The organism is Ensifer sp. WSM1721 (assembly GCF_000513895.2).
GTDB lineage: Bacteria > Pseudomonadota > Alphaproteobacteria > Rhizobiales > Rhizobiaceae > Sinorhizobium.
This window is the reverse complement of record NZ_CP165782.1, coordinates 2,094,177-2,111,261: the sequence shown is the minus strand read 5'-3', so window position 1 is coordinate 2,111,261 and position 17,085 is coordinate 2,094,177. Positions and strand designations below refer to the sequence as shown.

The following is a 17,085-nucleotide window of genomic DNA, read 5'->3' as shown; positions in this document are numbered from 1 at the left end:
TTCAGATCGCCGGCGACACCGGCGCGATGCTCGCTGTCTTCTGCACCTGCCGCTCGCGCCAGATGATATAGAGGCCGGAGCCGATGATGATCGCGATGCCGAGCCACTTCAACGCGTCCGGCAGATCGCCGAAGACGAGCCAGCCGAAAATCGTCGCCGAGACGATCTCCAGATATTGCAGCGGCGCGAGCACCGAGGCAGGCGCGCCGCGATAGGCGTAGACGCCGAGTACGCCGGAGATCGTGGCGGTCACGCCGACGCCGAGCAGATAGAACCAAGTGCGCCCTTCCGGCCAGACCGGATCGAGCACGCTCGAGCCGGTACCCTCGCCGAGCCAAAGTAGAACGAGACAGAAAAGGCCACCCCATATGCCGGCATGGAACTGCATCGACCACGGGTCCTCACTCTGCGCAACCATGCGGGTCACGAGCAGGAAGACGGCGAGCCCGAAGGCAGCAACGATCGGCAGAAGCGCGATCCAGCCGACCTCCTGCATGCTCGGCTGGATGACGAGCAGTGCGCCGAAGAAGCCGACGGCACAGGCGGTATAGCGGCGCCAGCCGATGGTCTCCTTCAAGAAGATGCTGCCGAGTATCGTGAGGATGATCGGCTCCACGAAAAAAATGGCGATGGCGTCTGCCACTTCCATCACCTTGAGGGTGGTGATGAAGGAAAGCATGGTCAAGACGAGGAGCCCTCCGCGTAACGCATGCAGCGCGCTCTTGCGCCATGTGAGATCGAAGAGGGTGCCGCGCACGAGGGCGATCGGCAGGATGAAGGCGACCTGCAGCAGGAAGCGGACGGCCGTGATCTCGGCCGAGGGCACCGTTGCGATCGCGAGCTTGGCGAAGATGTCGATCAGCGGCGAGATCAGCACCGAAAGGACCATCAGCGTCAGGCCATAGGAAATCCGGTTTCGATCGGCCGCGAGCTTGGGAAGGGAGACGTCGGTCATGATTTTCCCCGACGCTTGGCGCCGACGGCCTCCAGACACCAGGCGGCGAATTCTTCCGTCGCCTTCTCGCGGTCGATTTCGTTGAGCGTCTCGTGGCGCATGCCTTCATGAATGGTGATGGTGACGTCCGCCATGCCGCGCGCTTTCATGCGGTTGCCGAGCCAGCGGATGGCGGCGCCGTTGAAGGTGGAGGGATCGGCGCTGCCGCCGACGAGGTGGACCGGCAGGGTTGCGGGTAGCCGCGCCAGCCGATCGATGCGGGCGCCGGCAAAGGCAAAGGTGAAGACGTCGATCCATAACGACACCGTCGCATCGAAGCCGCAGAGCGGATCAGCGACATATTTGGCGACCTCGCCTTCGTCGCGCGACAGCCAGTCGAAATCGGTTTTCCGTTCGGCAATGCTCTTGCTCCAGGCGCCGAAGGTCAGCTTCGTCAGCAGCGGGCTCGGCACGTCGGAGCCTTTCAGCATCTTCTCGATTGCGAGCAGCAACAGACCGGCGCGGCCGGCAAGCCCCGGTCGGAAGTTGGAGTTCCAGACCGCGAGCGCATCGTAGAGCCCGGGATCGGCTTCGGCTGCATTGAGTGCAATCAGCCCGCCCATCGAATGGCCGAAGAGGATGACCGGCAGGCCTGGATGATCGGCAGCCGCCATATCGCGAATTGCTCGAAGGTCCGCGATGACCTTCGAGGCGCCGTCCCGGAGCGCGAACATGGCGACGAGTGCGTCCGGCGCGCTGCTCTCGCCGTGTCCGCGATGGTCATGAGCATAGACGTGAAAGCCATGCGCGGCCATGACCTCGGCAAAGCGGCCGTAACGGCCGGAATGTTCCGCAAGGCCGTGACTGATGATGAGGATCCCGCGGGGCACGCCTGCGGCGCCGCGATAACGCCAGCCGAGCGTCGCACCGGTCTGGCTTCGATGCGTCCTCACCTGCCCGAACATGCCATGCGCTCTCCCAAAAACCGTCACACCGCCTGTTTGTCGTCGCCTCTTCGATGCGACGCCGTCGCAGATATCAAATCGATTTGGACGGTAAAGGCAATCGGCGCTTGTTGCTCGTTTCGCATGAGGTCACAACGATTCCGAAAATGTTGATTAGGGGTTGCAATTTTCGCGCGTTTGTCGATATTTGTTCTCGTTTTGTTTTCCTGTTTGGAGGCGGTTATGACAATGCGGGCAAGGGCAATAGTGAACGTGGTGCGGATGGCGGCGCTGGCGGTGGGGCTGGGATTTGCCACCTTCGCCGCCGCGCAGGAAGGAGACGAGGGTGGCGGGGCCGGCGGCGGGAAGACTGAATATGTCCTCGCTGTAAGTTGGCAGCCAGGCTTTTGCGAGACGCGGCCGACGCGCAAAGAATGCGTCGACCAGACGGCGGAGCGGTTCGACGCCACCCATTTTTCGCTTCATGGCCTGTGGCCGCTCAGGAAGAGCTATTGCGGCGTGGAAGCGGAGCTGAAGGCCCGCGACCGCAAGGGTGATTGGCTGGACCTGCCGAAGGCCGCCATGACCGACGACACGGCCGCGCGCTTGCTCGTCGCCATGCCTGGGGTCAAATCCGGCCTCGACCGACATCAGTGGCTGCGCAGCGGCACCTGCCAAGCGTCAAATGCGGACGACTACTTCACGTTGCAGCTCCGGCTATTGGATGAGCTCAATCGTTCGGCCGTGCGTGCGCTCTTTGCCGACCAGATCGGCAAGGAGATCGACGAAAAGCAGATCAAGCAGGCCTTCGACCATAGCTTCGGTGCAGGTGCCGGCGACCGGGTGCGGATGCGCTGCCAAAGCGTCAACGGCCGCAGCATCATCACCGGACTTACGATCGGGCTTTCCGGCGATCTCTCGGGCAAGAGCGGGCTTTCGGACTTAATCCAGGCAGCCGGCCCGACCGAGTTCAAGTGCGGAAAGGGGATCGCGGACGCTGCCGGGCAGGGCTGATCCGGCGGGGTCGCCACATCGAAGGGATCGGCGTGGCAAGCCTTTGCCGGATTGCCCCGCCAACATAATTCGCCTACATAGCGGGCAAATTTTCCCTTCCGATGCGGAGCATTCCCTTATGGCACGTCAGTTCATCTATCACATGGCCGGGCTCAACAAGGCCTATGGCAATAAGAAGGTCCTCGAGAATATCCATCTCTCGTTCTATCCGGACGCGAAGATCGGCATTCTCGGCCCCAACGGCGCCGGTAAGTCGACCGTTCTGAGGATCATGGCCGGGCTCGACCACGAGTATACGGGCGAAGCCTGGGTCGCTGAAGGCGCAACCGTCGGCTATCTGCCGCAGGAGCCGCAGCTCGATTCTGAGAAGAACGTGCTCGAGAACGTGATGGAAGGTGTCGCCGCCAAGAAGGCGATCCTCGACCGCTACAACGAGCTGATGATGAACTATTCCGACGAGACTGCGGAAGAGGGCGCGAAGCTCCAGGATGTGATCGACAGTCAGAATCTCTGGGATCTCGAAAGCCAGGTCGAGATGGCGATGGACGCGCTGCGCTGCCCGCCCGGCGACGCGGAGGTCACCAATCTCTCGGGCGGCGAAAAGCGCCGTGTCGCGCTTTGCAAGCTCTTGCTGTCGCAACCGGACCTGCTGCTCCTCGACGAACCGACCAACCACCTCGACGCCGAGACGATCGCCTGGCTTGAAAAGCACCTGCGCGAATATCCGGGCGCCGTGCTGATGGTCACCCACGACCGCTACTTCCTCGATAACGTCACCGGCTGGATTCTCGAGCTGGACCGCGGCCGTGGCATTCCCTACGAGGGCAACTATTCCGCCTATCTGCAGGCTAAGGCCAAGCGCATGGCGCAGGAAGGCCGCGAGGAAGCCACCCGTCAGAAGGCGATCAGCCGCGAGCAGGAGTGGATCGCCTCGAGCCCAAAGGCCCGCCAGGCGAAATCCAAGGCCCGTATCCGCGCCTATGACGAGCTCGTCAAGGCGGCCGCCGACCGACGCCCGGGCGATGCCCAGATCATCATTCCCGTCGGCGAGCGTCTCGGCCAGGTGGTCATCGAGGCCGACAACCTCTCGAAGGGCTACGGCGACCAGTTGCTGATCGACGGCCTGAGCTTCAAACTGCCGCCGGGCGGCATCGTCGGTGTCATCGGCCCGAACGGCGCCGGCAAGACGACGCTTTTCCGCATGATCACCGGCCAAGAACAGCCCGACGACGGTTCCTTCCGCATCGGCGACAGCGTGCAACTCGCTTATGTGGACCAGAGCCGCGACGCGCTCGACGCGAACAAGACGGTTTGGGAGGAAATCTCCGGCGGTAGCGACGTCATCAAGCTCGGCAAGCACGAGGTCAATTCGCGCGCCTATTGCTCGGCCTTCAACTTCAAGGGCGGTGACCAGCAGCAGAAGGTCGGTACGCTTTCGGGCGGTCAGCGCAACCGCGTGCATCTTGCCAAGATGCTGAAGTCCGGCGGCAACGTCGTCCTGCTCGACGAACCGACCAACGACCTCGACACGGAAACGCTGGCGGCACTCGAGGATGCACTGGAAAACTTCGCCGGCTGCGCGGTCATCATCAGCCACGACCGCATGTTCCTCGATCGGCTCGCGACCCACATCCTCGCCTTCGAGGGCGACAGCCACGTCGAGTGGTTCGAAGGCAACTTCGAGGACTACGAGAAGGACAAGATCCGCCGTCTCGGCCCGGACTCGGTCAATCCGAAGCGGGTGACTTATAAGCGCCTGACGCGATAGGGTTTGAGAGGTCTGTCGCCTAAAAGCCCGCTGCGGTTTTGGGATGGGCGACGTAGATAGAAGCAAAGACTAAAGCGCATGGCACGAATTCGTTGGGTGTGATGCGCTTTAGCGGCCAAAACGGCGGGCTTCTGCATAGGCCGGTTTGCGGGCATTTCGCCTGCTCATCCTGGGGCCAGTAACAGGAGTGAGACCGGAGCGCGGACTGGCGTTCCATCCTGTGCTGGCTGACGGTACCGAGAAGGAATCCGGGCGAGCCGGAGGTTTGGGGCGTCAGCTTGTGCCTTTCCTCATACCTATGCTGTCATAGGGACCCAGTGCGCCCAAGTCCTTGGGCGCGCTTGATGTCTTGCTGTCTGCACCGCTCTTCCACGTAATTCCCTGAGTCATTCACGGCGCGGACGCGCCATGACTGGATTCCTGTGACAAGCACAGGAATGAGGATGGAAGATAATCCGGTGGTCGTAAACGGATGCCCTGCAGCCGGCACCGCAACGCCGCAGGATAGCGTCAAAGAGCACCGCGGCGCGCCGGTGTGATGTCCTCGGAGCTAATCTGGAGCGGACCTACCTCCCGACCGTCATCCCCTTGCCCTTCTGCGCAAATTCGCTTGCGCGCTTCCCGCAAATCACATAAACATATCTTTATGTGTTGATGGGGAAAGCGATGGGTGATCGTGGAATGCTCAGTTTGGACGCGCTGGTTGATGTGCTGAAAGCCGCCGGTGAGCCGACGCGCATGCGCCTCCTCGCCTTGCTTGCCGCCGGCGATCTCACGGTGACCGATCTTACCGAGATTCTCGGCCAGTCTCAGCCGCGCATTTCCCGGCATCTGAAACTGCTTGCCGAGGTCGCCCTCATCGATCGCTATCAGGAGGGTGCCTGGGCCTATTTCCGCCTGCGTCAAGAGGGCGGGCGCGTGGCGCTGGTGCGTGAACTCCTGGCGGCGGCCGCTTTCGACGATGCAATTCTCGCGCGGGACGCGACCCGGCTCGCGGCATTGAAGAAGGCGCGTGCGGAGAAGGCGCAGGCCTATTTCAGTCGCAACGCCGCCGAATGGGACGAACTCCGGCGGCTGCACGTAGCCGAGGGTGACGTCGAGGCGGCGCTGAAGGCCATGGTCGGCGACGAACAGGTCGACAGCCTGCTCGATCTCGGTACCGGCACGGGACGCATTCTGCAGCTTTTCGAAGGCATCTACCGGCGCGGCATCGGCGTCGACGCGAGCCGCGACATGTTGGCGGTCGCCCGTTCCAATCTCGATAAGGCCGGGATCACCAAGGCTTCGATCCGCCACGGCGACATCTTCAATCTGCCGCTCGACGGCCAGTCCTTCGATCTCGTCACGATCCATCAGGTGTTGCACTACCTCGAGGAGCCGGAGGCGGCGATCACCGAGGCCGCCCGTATGCTCGCGCCCGGCGGCCGGCTCGTGATCATCGACTTTGCGCCCCACGGGCTCGAGTACCTGCGCGACGAGCATGCCCATGCCCGCCTCGGCTTCTCGCATCAGTTGATGGCCGATTGGCTGCAGAAGGCGGGTCTCGCGCTGGAGAAGACGACCGATCTGGCGCCGGAAGGCGGGCAGGAAGGAAAACTGACGGTCACGATCTGGCTGGCGCGCGATCAGCGCGCAGTCGACACTATCGCCGAAATGCCGCGCCAGCGCCTTCAGGTAGGGGGAGTTTGAGAATGAACGAACGGACGCTTCATCCCGCGGAGTGCGCCAGTCTCAGGCTGTCCTTTGAATATTTTCCCCCGAAAAACGAGGAGATGGAAACACAGCTCTTCCAGACGGTGTCGGATCTTTCCGTCTTCGCACCCGCATTCGTGACGGTGACCTACGGCGCCGGAGGTTCGACCAAGGCGCGGTCCCTGACGACCGTCAGACGGATGATCGAGGAGATCGGGCTTACGAATACGGCTGCCCATCTTACCTGCGTCGGCGCGCCGAAGGCGGAAGTGGATGCGGTGATCGAAGAGTTCCTCGCCTCAGGCGTCCGCCATTTCGTCGCCTTGAGGGGCGATCCGCAGGGTGGCATCGGCAGCGCCTATGAGCCCTTTCCGGGTGGTTATGAAAACGCCGCCGCTCTCGTCAAGGCGCTCCGTGCGCGCGGAGAATTCGAGATTTCCGTCTCTGCCTATCCGGAAAAACATCCCGAGAGTCCGGATGTCGCCGCCGACATCGACATGCTGAAGCAGAAGGTCGACAATGGCGCGACACGGGCAATCACTCAGTTCTTCTTCGACAATGACGATTTCGAGCGATATCTGGAGCGCGTGCGGGGTGCCGGCATCGAGATACCGATCGTGCCGGGGATATTGCCGATCAACAATCTCGCGCAGGTACAGAGGTTCGCAGGTCTTTGCGGGTCGAAGGTCCCAGATGCGGTCGTTTCGCGGCTCGGCCATCTTGACGATCAGCCGGTGGAGCGCTTCAAGGAGGCGACGCATATTGCCGCTGAGCAGATCGTCGATCTCGTCAGGCGTGGCAATACAGACTTCCACCTCTATACGATGAACCGATCGCCGCTCGTCGCGGCTGTCTGCGATCTTCTGGGCTATGAACGCCGGCCGGCGGCGGCGCCTGCCGTGGAGCGCCCCCGCAGGGCCGCTGCGACCGGATGATACCGATTCGGAGCCGGCGCCTTAGATCACGATGATTTTAGGTCGGATCGACCTAAAATCATAAACGTGATCGATTCTAAGAAGTCGAGCCGCGGGACGCGGGCGGAAAACCGCGCACACTTTTCCTCATCCCGCGCTGGCTGAGACATGTGAAAGCCCACGAACGGCTCCGCGTTCATGGGCTTTATCGTTGTTGCAGCATGTCGATCTGGGTGCTCTCGGAGCGGCCTGCCTGACATGTCTTGCTGCAAAAGTGGATTTTCCGGAAATTATAGTCCCTAATTCGGTCTGGACTTTCAGTGGCCCGATCACACGAAAAGCATCACGGCCACGAACGCAAACGCTGCACTGATCATGAGGACGTTCAACGAGTGTGTAAGTCCCATAGGCTGATCCTCCCTGCGTTGACCGGTAAAACATAGGGCGAAAAAACGGCCCATAAAAGCGAAACTTGTGCTGCAATGCGAAATCCGGATCACCGGCAACTCTTGTTCACAGGCTCAAGTGCTTGGAGCTATTCCATTTTTCCGCGCGCCACATTTTTTTCACATTTGCTTCCGGCAGGTTAATGTAAACGCTTGTAACGCTGCGTGAACGCGCGGAAGCGGATGAATCGGTGCAGGATGCAGGTTCTATCGGCCTGCAGCATATCCGCGCTTCAGGATACGGCCGTCCAGGACGGCGAGGCCCGCAGCAATGAGCAACATCCCGGCGACGTCCATTGCCTGCAGCGTTTCTCCAAGGAAGAGATAGCCGAGGAGGATGGCGCTCGGCGGTACGAGCAGGGTCACCAGAGACGTATTGGTGGCGCCCGCTTCAGCCATGATCCGGAAGAAGAGGATGTAGGCATAGGCGGTGGACACGAGCGCAAGCCCAAGGATCGCGAGCACGGCGGTGAGAGGTGGCGGGGGCAGGGTCCATGGGGCATCCGCAAGAGCGGCGACCGGCAACATGACCAGCGTCGATGCGGTCAATTGCCCCGTGGCCGTGACCGGCGGCGCCAGGTCCCGAAAGCGTTTGCCGTAGGTGGCGGAGAAGCCATAGCTCACGGCCGCCAGTACCGGCAGGATGAGCGCCCAGAGCGGCACGGCGCCGCTGCTGCCGAATATGCCGGCGAGCGCGCTCGGTCCGATGAGCACGACCGTACCGGCAAGACCCAGCAGACAGCCACTGAGTTTTGCGGCGCTGAGCTTCTCGTCCTCCGTCGCGACATTGGCGATGAGCACCGTCCAGACGGGCGTCGTCGCGTTCAAGATTGCGGCGAGCCCGGCTCCGATGTGTGTCTGGCCGAGAAAGATGAAGGCGTGCGGTATGGCGTTGTTGATGAGCCCCATCAACAGGAACTCACGCCAGCGTTTGCGAAGTGCCGGATAGATGCCGTGGCGGCCGCGGAGATAGAGATGGAGGGCGAGGGCGGCGAGGCTCAAGCGTAAGAGCACGAGCGTGAAGGGCGGGACGTGGCCGACTGCCACGCGCGCGAAGAAGAAGGAGCCGCCCCAGATAAGGCCGAGCAGCGTCAGCAGTGCCCAAAGGCGCAGCGTCATCTGGGTGTTGATCGAATTTGTCGTCGAAGCCATGCCGTGCCTGCGCCGCAGTGGAAGGGACCGAAGCCGGCGTGTATCCGATCCGGCAATCTGGAATTGTGCAAGCACTAATACAAGGAAGCGGGCGTGACCACCCGCTTCTTGTCAGTGCGACCGGCGCGACTCGGAATAGGGCTGGTGTCGCCCTTTTCACAGCGCGTTCAGCAGCCCCGGCGTCGCCCAGCCGTCGGCCGGCAGGCCGAGCTTCAATTGCTCCTTCTGGAGCGCTGCGCGCGTACCGGAGCCGAGAATGCCGTCAATCTTGCCAACGTTATGGCCGAGCGCCTGCAATCTGGTCTGCAGCGCCTTCATCTCGGCGTCGCCAAGACCCGGCTCCGGGTTGCCTTGCTGGTAGGGCGGGGCGCCGGCAAGACGGGTCGCGAAATAGGCGGCGGACGTCGTGTAGATGAAGGACTGGTTCCATTCGAGATAGATCTTGAAGTTCGGATAGGTCAGGAAGGCGACCCCCTTCCGGCCCTGTGGCAGTACGAGCGAGGCCTCGAGAGCGCTGTGGGAGGTATCCCCGTCGCGCGGGGTGACGCCGAGCGTAAACCAGTCGCCCGCCGTCATACCGGGCTGCAAACCCGTCTTCTCCCAGGGTAGCTGGTCCGGAACGCTGACTTCCTGGATCCAGGGCTCGCCGGCCTTGAAGCCGAGGCTCTGGATGAATTTCGCCGCCGTGAGGATGGCGTCCGGCGCGCTCTTCTTGAGGTTGACGTGGCCGTCCCCGTCACCGTCGACGCCGTAGGCGACGATATCCTCCGGCAGCATCTGCACCTGGCCGATCTCGCCAGCCCAGGCGCCGGTCGTCGTCGCCGGATCGAGATCACCGTGCTGCACCATCTCGATGGCAGAGAGAAGCTGCGGCCGGAACATTTCCGGCCGGCGGCAATCATGGGCCAGCGTCACTAGCGCGTTACGAGTATTGAAGTCGCCCTGGACGGCGCCGAAATCCGTTTCCATTGCCCAGAAGGCGGTGATCACCGGCGCCGGCACGCCGAATTCCCGCTCGGCCCGGCCGAAGACATCGGCATATTCCTTCATCTTCTGCGCACCGATGTCGAGGCGCGACTTGCTGACGGTCCGCTTCGAAAACTCGCTGAAGGTCTGCTTGAAGACGCCCTGGGCGCGGTCGCGGCTCAGAACCTTCTGGTCGATCTGTGCCCCCGCAAGCGCCTGGTCGGCAACGTCGGCCGGGATCCCCTTCGCAACCGCTTCCGACTTGACGCCCTCGAGAAAGGTCGGGAGGTCGCCGCCGCAAGCGACGGCAGGGCTCTGCGAGGCGGCTGGGGCTTGCGCCAGTGCCGATGTGCCGGTGAGGGCGAGCAACCCAAGCGTGAGGAGTGCCTTGCGGGCTGTGACAGTCATCGTAATTCCTTTCCTGGGCCGGGCCGCCTGGTAGTGGCCGCCGGCCTGCAATCCGTCTACGCATGTTCCCTTGATCGGAGCCGACGTGGGAACATGCGGCCATTCAAGTGCTGTAGCGGCCGTGGTCGGTCGCCTGGACCATCGCGCTGCGGGATCAAATCTGCCGATGCTTTTCCAGAGCATTATGACGGAATGAAGAAATGCAGGCCGCCGCGAGTGATCCTTTGCCCGTGATCCACGCTATTTCGGCTGGGAAACAGCGGCGACCCACTTCTGCCAATTTTTCGCCGAGCCTGCGAAGGCATTGATGTCGGTGCTGCCGCGTATGCCGGGGATCACGCCGGTGCTGGTGTATTGCCAGAAGGCCCAACGGCGATCGACGTAGATATCCTTCGGATGCTTGGCAACGGACCGCACCCAGAAATGATAGTCGTTGAAGGCGCCGACCAGATTGTCGCGATGGAAGTCGACCGACGTGTAGATGATCGGCCGTTTGCCGTAATGGGCCTCCAGGCGGTCCATGAAGCGCTTCATTTCTGACCGCACCGTCTCGGGCGAAGGCCGGTAGCCACAGGTCTTCGATTCGCCGTTCCACTCGACGTCGAGAACGGGCGGGAGATGAACGGCGCTTCTCGGCACGTTGGCGATGAACCAGTCGGCCTGGGCGTCTGCGGACGAGCAGAAATAATAGAAATGATATGGCGCATAGGCGATGCCGGCGGCGCGCGCCTGCTGCCAATATTCATGGAAGCGCGTATCGACCCGGTCCTTGCCTTCGGTCGCCTTGATGAAGGCGAAGGACACGCCGGAGTTTTTGACCTTCATCCAGTCTATATCTCCGTTCCATTTGGAGACATCAATGCCGTGGACGCTGTGGTGATGCGGCGCGCGCTCGCCGAAATCCTGCGGATCGGTGTCGTGGAAGCGCGGCTGTATCGAGGCCGTCCTCACAAGATCGTAGTCGGTGGACGTGCAGGCGGAAAGAATGGTGGCGATTGGCAGCAAAGCCAGGAGAAACCGGCGCATGAGGGTTCCGTTTGGAGACGAACGACGATCCTGCCTCACGCGATGGTTTCCATGATTGATGATTCCCCCAGGGAGGCGTGGCCTCCTTTTCACCATATCATCGTAAAAATAGCGTTAGCTCAAGTGTGAATTGCAGCGCCGGCACCTACAGCGCGTGGCCTTCATCCGTCTACGAGTTGCCGTCTTCTTTTGGGCGGCGATAGACCGCAAGCCAGGCATAGCCTCTGCCGATCGATCTGAGTTCGAGCGCCGCTCCTCTGCTGGCGGCCTTCACACGCATGACGTCGAACAGTGTTTCGCGGGGTGTGACGTGGAAGCGTCTGAGCCATGCCTGAAGGGTGCGGCGGAAGCCGCCCGGCCAGCCTTCCTGCTGGCCGAAATCGGCTATATGCAGTGAGCCGCCCGGATTGAGCGCATCGATTGCCGCGTCGATCGCCTTTTCCCATTCAGGAATCATCGAGAGTGCGTAGGAGATGACGATGCGGTCGAAGCCTTTCTCACCGAAGGAGGCAGGCGTGAAATTCGTTGCGTCGGCGACCCGCAAGACGGCGTTCGACCGGCCCTGGCGCCGGAGCTTAGCACTGGCGGTCGCAAGCATTTCCGCCGAGATGTCGAGGCCGAACAGGCGCGCGCTCGGATAGAGGTCGCCGATCATGGCGAGGTTGCGGCCGGTGCCGCAGCCGACTTCGAGCACGGACGCACCCGGCGGGGGATTGAGATCGCGGATCAGCGTGTCGCGCCCGAAGAGATAATATTTCCGCGTGAAATCGTAGATGTACCGCTGGTAGCGGTACATCCGGTCCATGAGGCGGGCGTGGCTCTCCTGCGCGCTCTGCACGGCACTCATGCTTTCTTCCGGTAGATGTGAAAGCCGCCGTAGATCGCCGAGCGGTCTTCGGCGCCGAGTTTGGCGGACGCTTCCGCGTCGTAAAGCCACTGGTCGAGCAGCGCGCCGGAAAGACGCCCGGGCAGGATGCTCGCTTCCGCCGCCGTGCGGAAGATCACCACCGCGCCGTCGTCGGCGGTGCGAGTGATCTCCGTCCAGAGATCGTTCAATTGCCGGTCGGTCATCCAATCCTGCGCGTCGAGAAGCACGTAGCGGTCGACCGAGGAGGCGGGCTTGCCGGCCAGAAGCTCGGTGAAGCTTGCATGGTGGACCGCGACGCGCTCGGCATGGTTGCGGATCGCCTCGTAGCGCGAATTCTGCAGGTAGGCCGGCAGCTCGCCCTCATGCGGCAGCGGATAACGCCGCGCGAACGCCTGCCAGGCGAAGTAGTTCTCGCGCAGCGGGAAATGGCAGGTCAGCTTCTCGAGACGCTGGCGCAAAACCGCCGCAAGCGACTTCTCGCTGCTGAGGCTCGCGAGTTCGTTGAACTGCTGCGGCGGAATGCCGAGGCCGAAGAGCGAGCTCTTGCGGCCGGTGATCCAGCGGATGACCGGACGATCGAAGAGCGGAGCGAGCTTGTCGTCGAAGAACTGCCGCTGCTCGCGCATGGAGCGCGCCTGAACGAAGTCTTCCGGGTTGATGCCGTGGAGTCGCGCGAGGACATGGCTTGCGGCGATGAAGCGGCCGAGGAGGCCGGTGCGATAGATATTGCGCTCGAAGACGCTGATGCGACGGCGGCCGGTCAGGTCGCGCCCGCTCCAGTAGGCGCGCGTGGCCGCATCGAGCTTCGGTGCGATGAAGAGGTCGTAGGCCTGGCTGTTCGAACGCGTGCCGTCGACGGCAAGAAAGCGCACGACGTCCTTGTGGCTCGGGAGGTGGCGGAAGGCCGCGAGCTTAAGCCGGTTCAGTGCGATGTGATGGGGATTGAGGTCGACTACGTCGATGCGGGCGGGTGCGGCAGAAAGATAGGTGAGCATGTTGCAGCCGCCGGAACCGATCGTCACGATGCGGTGTCCGGGCCGGACCTGCATCGCCGCCATGTCCACGATCGGATCTTCCCAGATCTGCGGATAGACGAGCCCGGAGAAGAGCAGTCCGAAGAGGCGCTCGGACAAGCCAGCAAGGGAAAGAGCCTTGTGCTGCAGGAGGGCGCTTTTGAGCTTCGGATTCTTCCTGCGGAGGCCGGCATCGGGGGCGAGTTCGGTCATCTTTGCCTGTCATCCAGTTGAAACTTAGGCGCTTCTAAAGTGACTCCGCTACACTTTGATGACGGGATTTCGCACAGGCGCGGACCGGCCACGCCCGTGCTAGAGTGCTGGACTGATGGCTCTTCGGCGAAGTGACGGGAGTACTATTGTGACCAAGCTTTCATCGGATTCTACCGCCTACCCGACCTTCGAAGACGTTCGGGCGGCGCGCATACGCATTTCGGGCATAGCGCACCGAACGCCGGTCTTGACATCGCGCACCGCAAACGAGATCGCCAAAGCCGCCCTCTTCTTCAAAGCGGAGAACATGCAGCGGGCGGGCGCTTTCAAATTCCGCGGCGCCTATAACGCCATTGCGGCCTTGGATGCGGCCTCCCGCAAGAATGGCGTCATCGCCTTTTCCTCGGGCAATCATGCCCAAGCACTCGCTTACGCCGCCAGATTGCATGGTGTTTCCGCGACGATCGTGATGCCGCGCGACGCCCCGGCGATCAAGGTAGCGGCGACGCAGGGTTATGGCGCCGAGGTCGTCTATTATGATCGCTATACAGAGGATCGCGACGCAATCAGCCGACGTCTTGCCGCCGAGCGAGGGTCAGCTCTCATTCCGCCCTACGACCATCCGGACATCATTGCGGGGCAGGGCACGGCGGCCCTGGAGCTGTTCGAAGAGATTGGTGCGGTGGACGTGCTCGCCGTACCGCTCGGCGGCGGCGGCTTGCTTGCCGGCAGCGCGCTCAGCGCCCGTGCGCTGTCGCCCGGCTGCGCCGTGATCGGCATCGAGCCGGAGGTGGGCAATGACGGCCAGCAGTCGTTGCGCAAGGGGGAAATCGTCCACATCCCCGTGCCGAAGTCCATTGCCGACGGCGCGATCACCACGCATGTCGGCTATCATAATTTTCCTATTATCAAACGGGACGTCGATGACGTCGTGACCGTGACCGATGCTCAGCTTGTGGAAACGATGCGGTTCTTTGCGGAACGCATGAAAATCATCGTGGAGCCGACCGGCTGCCTGGCAGCGGCGGCGGTTCTGCAGGGGTTGATCGACTGCGCCGGCAAGAGGGTCGGCATTCTGATAAGCGGGGGCAATATCGATCTTGCAACCTTCAACACACTTCTGAGCGGGCGCCGAGGGTGACGGCCCTCCGGGCCTAGTCGCCACCGCGGTATCCGGCATCTGCCGGTCGATCCCATGCTTCTTCTGTCGATGCGGGGCGGCGGTATGGGGGCTTTTCCTCTCAACGAAAACCTGTTTCTCTCCAGTGAGGTCGGAGGGCGTGCATGAAGGGTTTGTTGAAGAAGCTTGGCGGGATCATCGCCGTTGCGTCGGCAGTGCTTATCGGCTGGCTGGCGTTCTACCCGCCGGAACTCCTCCAGGTGGGTGACGGATACGCCGCCAAGATCGTCTGCTCCAATGTGTTTCTCGCAGGGCGCGATCCGCAGGAGGTGCTTGCGGAGGATGTGCAGGCACCCGGCCATCCGCTTTTGAAGCTCGTCAGCGTTTCCGTCGATCGCGAAGAGCAGAGCGTGACTGCACGCATCCTGGGCTTCGCTGCGCCCGGCCATGCGGTCTACCGCCCCGGCCTCGGCTGTGCCAATGTCGGCGGCAGCAGCGCGCAGGCGCTGGCGGCGGCCGGGCAGGTTGACGCCGGCGCGGCTGGCATAGCTGATGATCCGGCGGTGAGCTGGCCGGACGGAAGCAAGGCCGACATCGATCCCGCGATTCAAAGCATCGTCGAAGATCCGGTATGGGCGGGTCCCGGCATGCGGGCGGTCGTCGTCATCAGAAATGGTAGGCTCGTCTCGGAGACCTATGCGGCCGGTTTCGACCGCGACACGCCCTTGCTCGGCTGGTCGATGACGAAATCCGTGACGGCGGCGATCATCGGCCGCCGTATCGCCGAGGGACGCATGGATCTAGCTCAGGCCGATCTGGTGCCGGAATGGAAGCGCGACGAGCGCGCGCGGATCAAACTCGCGGATCTTCTGGCGATGCAGAGCGGGCTTGCCTTCAACGAGGACTATGGCGACGTCACAGATGTGACGCGCATGCTCTATCTCGAAAGTGATATGGCCGGCTTCGTCGCTTCGAAGCCGCTGGAAGCGGCCCCGGGCACGACGTTCAGCTATTCGAGCGGCACGACCAATCTTCTCGCCCGGCTGTGGATGCGGACGTTCGACGATACGGCCGAAGCGCTTGCCTATCCGCGCGAGGCGCTCTTCGCGCCGCTCGGGATGACGAGCGCCGTGATGGAGACGGACGCGAGCGGCACCTTCGTCGGATCCTCCTACATGTATGCGACGGCGCAGGACTGGGCACGCTTTGCCGAATTTCTGCTGCAGGACGGAAGCTGGAAGGGGAGAAGGCTCCTGCCTGCGGGATACGTGTCCTTCATGCGCACGCCGACCGCGGCCTCGGGCGGCGACTACGGTTCCGGTCAGGTCTGGCTCCAGGAAAACGGTATCCGCGCCGGCACGGGCAATTTTCCGCCGGACACGTTCTGGATGCTCGGGCATGACGGGCAGGCGATCATACTCGTGCCGTCGCTTCGTCTCGCCGTCGTCCGGTTGGGGCTGACGCCGTCGCGCCTGCGGTATGACGTGCAGAAGCTGAACGCCAGGATTATCGAAGCGCTCGATTGAGCATGTACAGAATGTAAGTCAGCCGCCTGAAATGATCCGCTGCGGCTTACCGCATGTCGAGCTCGTCGAGCATGCCCTTGCGCTTGGCGTGGTAGTAATAGCCGCTGGCGTAGAGCCTTACCGCGCCGTCGTGCTGGTTGTCGGCCACCATCCAGGCGCCGCGCAGATATCTGGTCGCGTATTTGAGGTTGGTCTCCGCATCGAAGAGGCCTTCGGGCGGTCCGTCATAGCCGAGGCCCTTGGCGGTATTGTAGCGAATCTGCATCAACCCATAATTGCCCTTGCTGTAGGCGCGCGGATTGTAGTTGCTTTCGCGTTTGACGACCCGGTGCACCAATTCGAGGGGCAGGCCATTGAGATCGGCGTAGTGCTTGATCAGGTGATCGAGCTCCGGCCGCGAACTGGTTGGCGCTTTCGTGAGCTTCAGCGAATCGGGAATGACGCTTGCGACCGCACCCACCGCCGAGCCGATGACGCCAGTCTTCGGACGCTCCGTCGGCACGATCATGCGCTTGGCGACGAGCGTTTCGAGGCCGACCGGTTCGCCGGTGTCGAAATCCGATTCCCATGAGGCGGCCACCCCGAGGACGGGGGCGACAGGCTGCTCGGCGGCCGGCGAAGCGGTCGTCGGGGAGAGATTTACGCGCCCGGGCGTTGCCATCGCCACTTCGAGTGCCTGGGCCGGCTTGGCCGTGGGCACTGCGACAGTCTGGGGCGCGGCGAATGCGAGGGTCGCGTCTGTCGCCGGCATGACCTCAGCGTCTGTCGCCGGTACTGCAGCGGCTATAACCGGAGTGGTTGTGGCGACGCTCGTCGGCTGGCTCGCGGCCGATGAAGTCCGAGCCGTCAGCGCAGCCGAAGTGCTCGCGGTTGCGCCGATCGGTGCGGGCAGCGCATAGGCCGTCATCTCCGTTCCGGGCTTTGGCAGGGGGGTGACCGTCTGCACGGCGGTCAATTCTTCAAGCGACGTATGCTCGACCGTGGAACATCCCGAGGCAAGTGCTACCGAGGCCAAGGCCGCGGCGGTAAGTGCCTGTTTCGACAGGGGGATACGGATTTTCGCCATGCTGTCACTTTCGTG

The 17,085-nt window shown here is 62.6% G+C and carries 14 protein-coding genes; 6 read left to right on the top strand and 8 right to left on the bottom strand.

Translation table 11 applies throughout. The features are described 5' to 3' along the window. Nucleotide 1: 1 nt before the first annotated feature. The gene (locus M728_RS10380) at nucleotides 2-955 is read right to left on the bottom strand and encodes a DMT family transporter (RefSeq protein WP_026619058.1); all 954 of its coding nucleotides are present in this window, start codon (nucleotides 953-955) and stop codon (nucleotides 2-4) included. Further along, the gene (locus M728_RS10375) at nucleotides 952-1,899 is read right to left on the bottom strand and encodes an alpha/beta fold hydrolase (protein ID WP_026619059.1); all 948 of its coding nucleotides are present in this window, start codon (nucleotides 1,897-1,899) and stop codon (nucleotides 952-954) included. Before M728_RS10375 ends, M728_RS10380 begins: the two co-directional genes overlap by 4 nt. Nucleotides 1,900-2,127: 228 nt before the next feature. Here M728_RS10375 and M728_RS10370 point away from each other — a divergent pair, with 228 nt between their 5' ends. From M728_RS10370 to metF, 4 genes are all read left to right on the top strand, one after another. Then, the gene (locus M728_RS10370; protein WP_026619060.1) at nucleotides 2,128-2,892 is read left to right on the top strand and encodes a ribonuclease T2; all 765 of its coding nucleotides are present in this window, start codon (nucleotides 2,128-2,130) and stop codon (nucleotides 2,890-2,892) included. A gap of 118 nt (nucleotides 2,893-3,010) precedes the next feature. Then, entirely contained in the window at nucleotides 3,011-4,660 is a 1,650-nt protein-coding gene (gene ettA, locus M728_RS10365) for an energy-dependent translational throttle protein EttA (protein ID WP_026619061.1), read from the top strand. A 666-nt stretch (nucleotides 4,661-5,326) separates the two neighbouring features. Further along, a complete protein-coding gene (locus M728_RS10360; RefSeq protein ID WP_026619062.1) occupies nucleotides 5,327-6,349 on the top strand; it encodes a metalloregulator ArsR/SmtB family transcription factor in 1,023 nt (340 codons plus the stop codon). Nucleotides 6,350-6,351: 2 nt separating this feature from the next. Then, on the top strand, nucleotides 6,352-7,287 hold the full coding sequence (gene metF, locus M728_RS10355) for a methylenetetrahydrofolate reductase [NAD(P)H] (RefSeq protein WP_026619063.1): 936 nt from the start codon (nucleotides 6,352-6,354) through the stop codon (nucleotides 7,285-7,287). A 632-nt stretch (nucleotides 7,288-7,919) separates the two neighbouring features. Here metF and M728_RS10350 read toward each other — a convergent pair. From M728_RS10350 to M728_RS10330, 5 genes are all read right to left on the bottom strand, one after another. After that, the gene (locus M728_RS10350) at nucleotides 7,920-8,864 is read right to left on the bottom strand and encodes a DMT family transporter (RefSeq protein WP_026619064.1); all 945 of its coding nucleotides are present in this window, start codon (nucleotides 8,862-8,864) and stop codon (nucleotides 7,920-7,922) included. Nucleotides 8,865-9,020: 156 nt separating this feature from the next. Beyond that, nucleotides 9,021-10,238, bottom strand: a complete 1,218-nt coding sequence (locus tag M728_RS10345; RefSeq protein WP_026619065.1) for a lytic murein transglycosylase — start codon at nucleotides 10,236-10,238, stop codon at nucleotides 9,021-9,023. Between the two features lie 240 nt (nucleotides 10,239-10,478). Then, nucleotides 10,479-11,264 (bottom strand): GH25 family lysozyme, encoded by a 786-nt coding sequence (locus tag M728_RS10340; protein ID WP_026619066.1) that lies wholly within the window; start codon nucleotides 11,262-11,264, stop codon nucleotides 10,479-10,481. Nucleotides 11,265-11,433: 169 nt separating this feature from the next. Beyond that, entirely contained in the window at nucleotides 11,434-12,111 is a 678-nt protein-coding gene (locus M728_RS10335) for a class I SAM-dependent methyltransferase (RefSeq protein WP_026619067.1), read from the bottom strand. After that, the gene (locus M728_RS10330; protein WP_026619068.1) at nucleotides 12,108-13,358 is read right to left on the bottom strand and encodes a DUF3419 family protein; all 1,251 of its coding nucleotides are present in this window, start codon (nucleotides 13,356-13,358) and stop codon (nucleotides 12,108-12,110) included. The genes M728_RS10335 and M728_RS10330 overlap by 4 nt, the downstream gene beginning before the upstream one ends. 148 nt (nucleotides 13,359-13,506) lie before the next feature. On the opposite strand from M728_RS10330, the gene M728_RS10325 reads away from it, so the two are divergent. Both M728_RS10325 and M728_RS10320 read left to right on the top strand, forming a co-directional pair. Beyond that, nucleotides 13,507-14,499: a threo-3-hydroxy-L-aspartate ammonia-lyase gene (locus M728_RS10325; protein ID WP_026619069.1), complete on the top strand. Its 993-nt coding sequence runs from the start codon at nucleotides 13,507-13,509 to the stop codon at nucleotides 14,497-14,499. Between the two features lie 143 nt (nucleotides 14,500-14,642). After that, nucleotides 14,643-16,004 carry a serine hydrolase gene (locus M728_RS10320; protein WP_026619070.1) on the top strand — a complete coding sequence of 454 codons (1,362 nt, stop codon included), beginning with the start codon at nucleotides 14,643-14,645 and terminating at the stop codon, nucleotides 16,002-16,004. 46 nt (nucleotides 16,005-16,050) lie between these two features. Here the strand turns inward: M728_RS10320 and M728_RS10315 are convergent, their stop codons facing one another. Next, on the bottom strand, nucleotides 16,051-17,070 hold the full coding sequence (locus M728_RS10315; protein ID WP_026619071.1) for a lytic transglycosylase domain-containing protein: 1,020 nt from the start codon (nucleotides 17,068-17,070) through the stop codon (nucleotides 16,051-16,053). Between the last annotated feature and the right edge of the window lie 15 nt (nucleotides 17,071-17,085).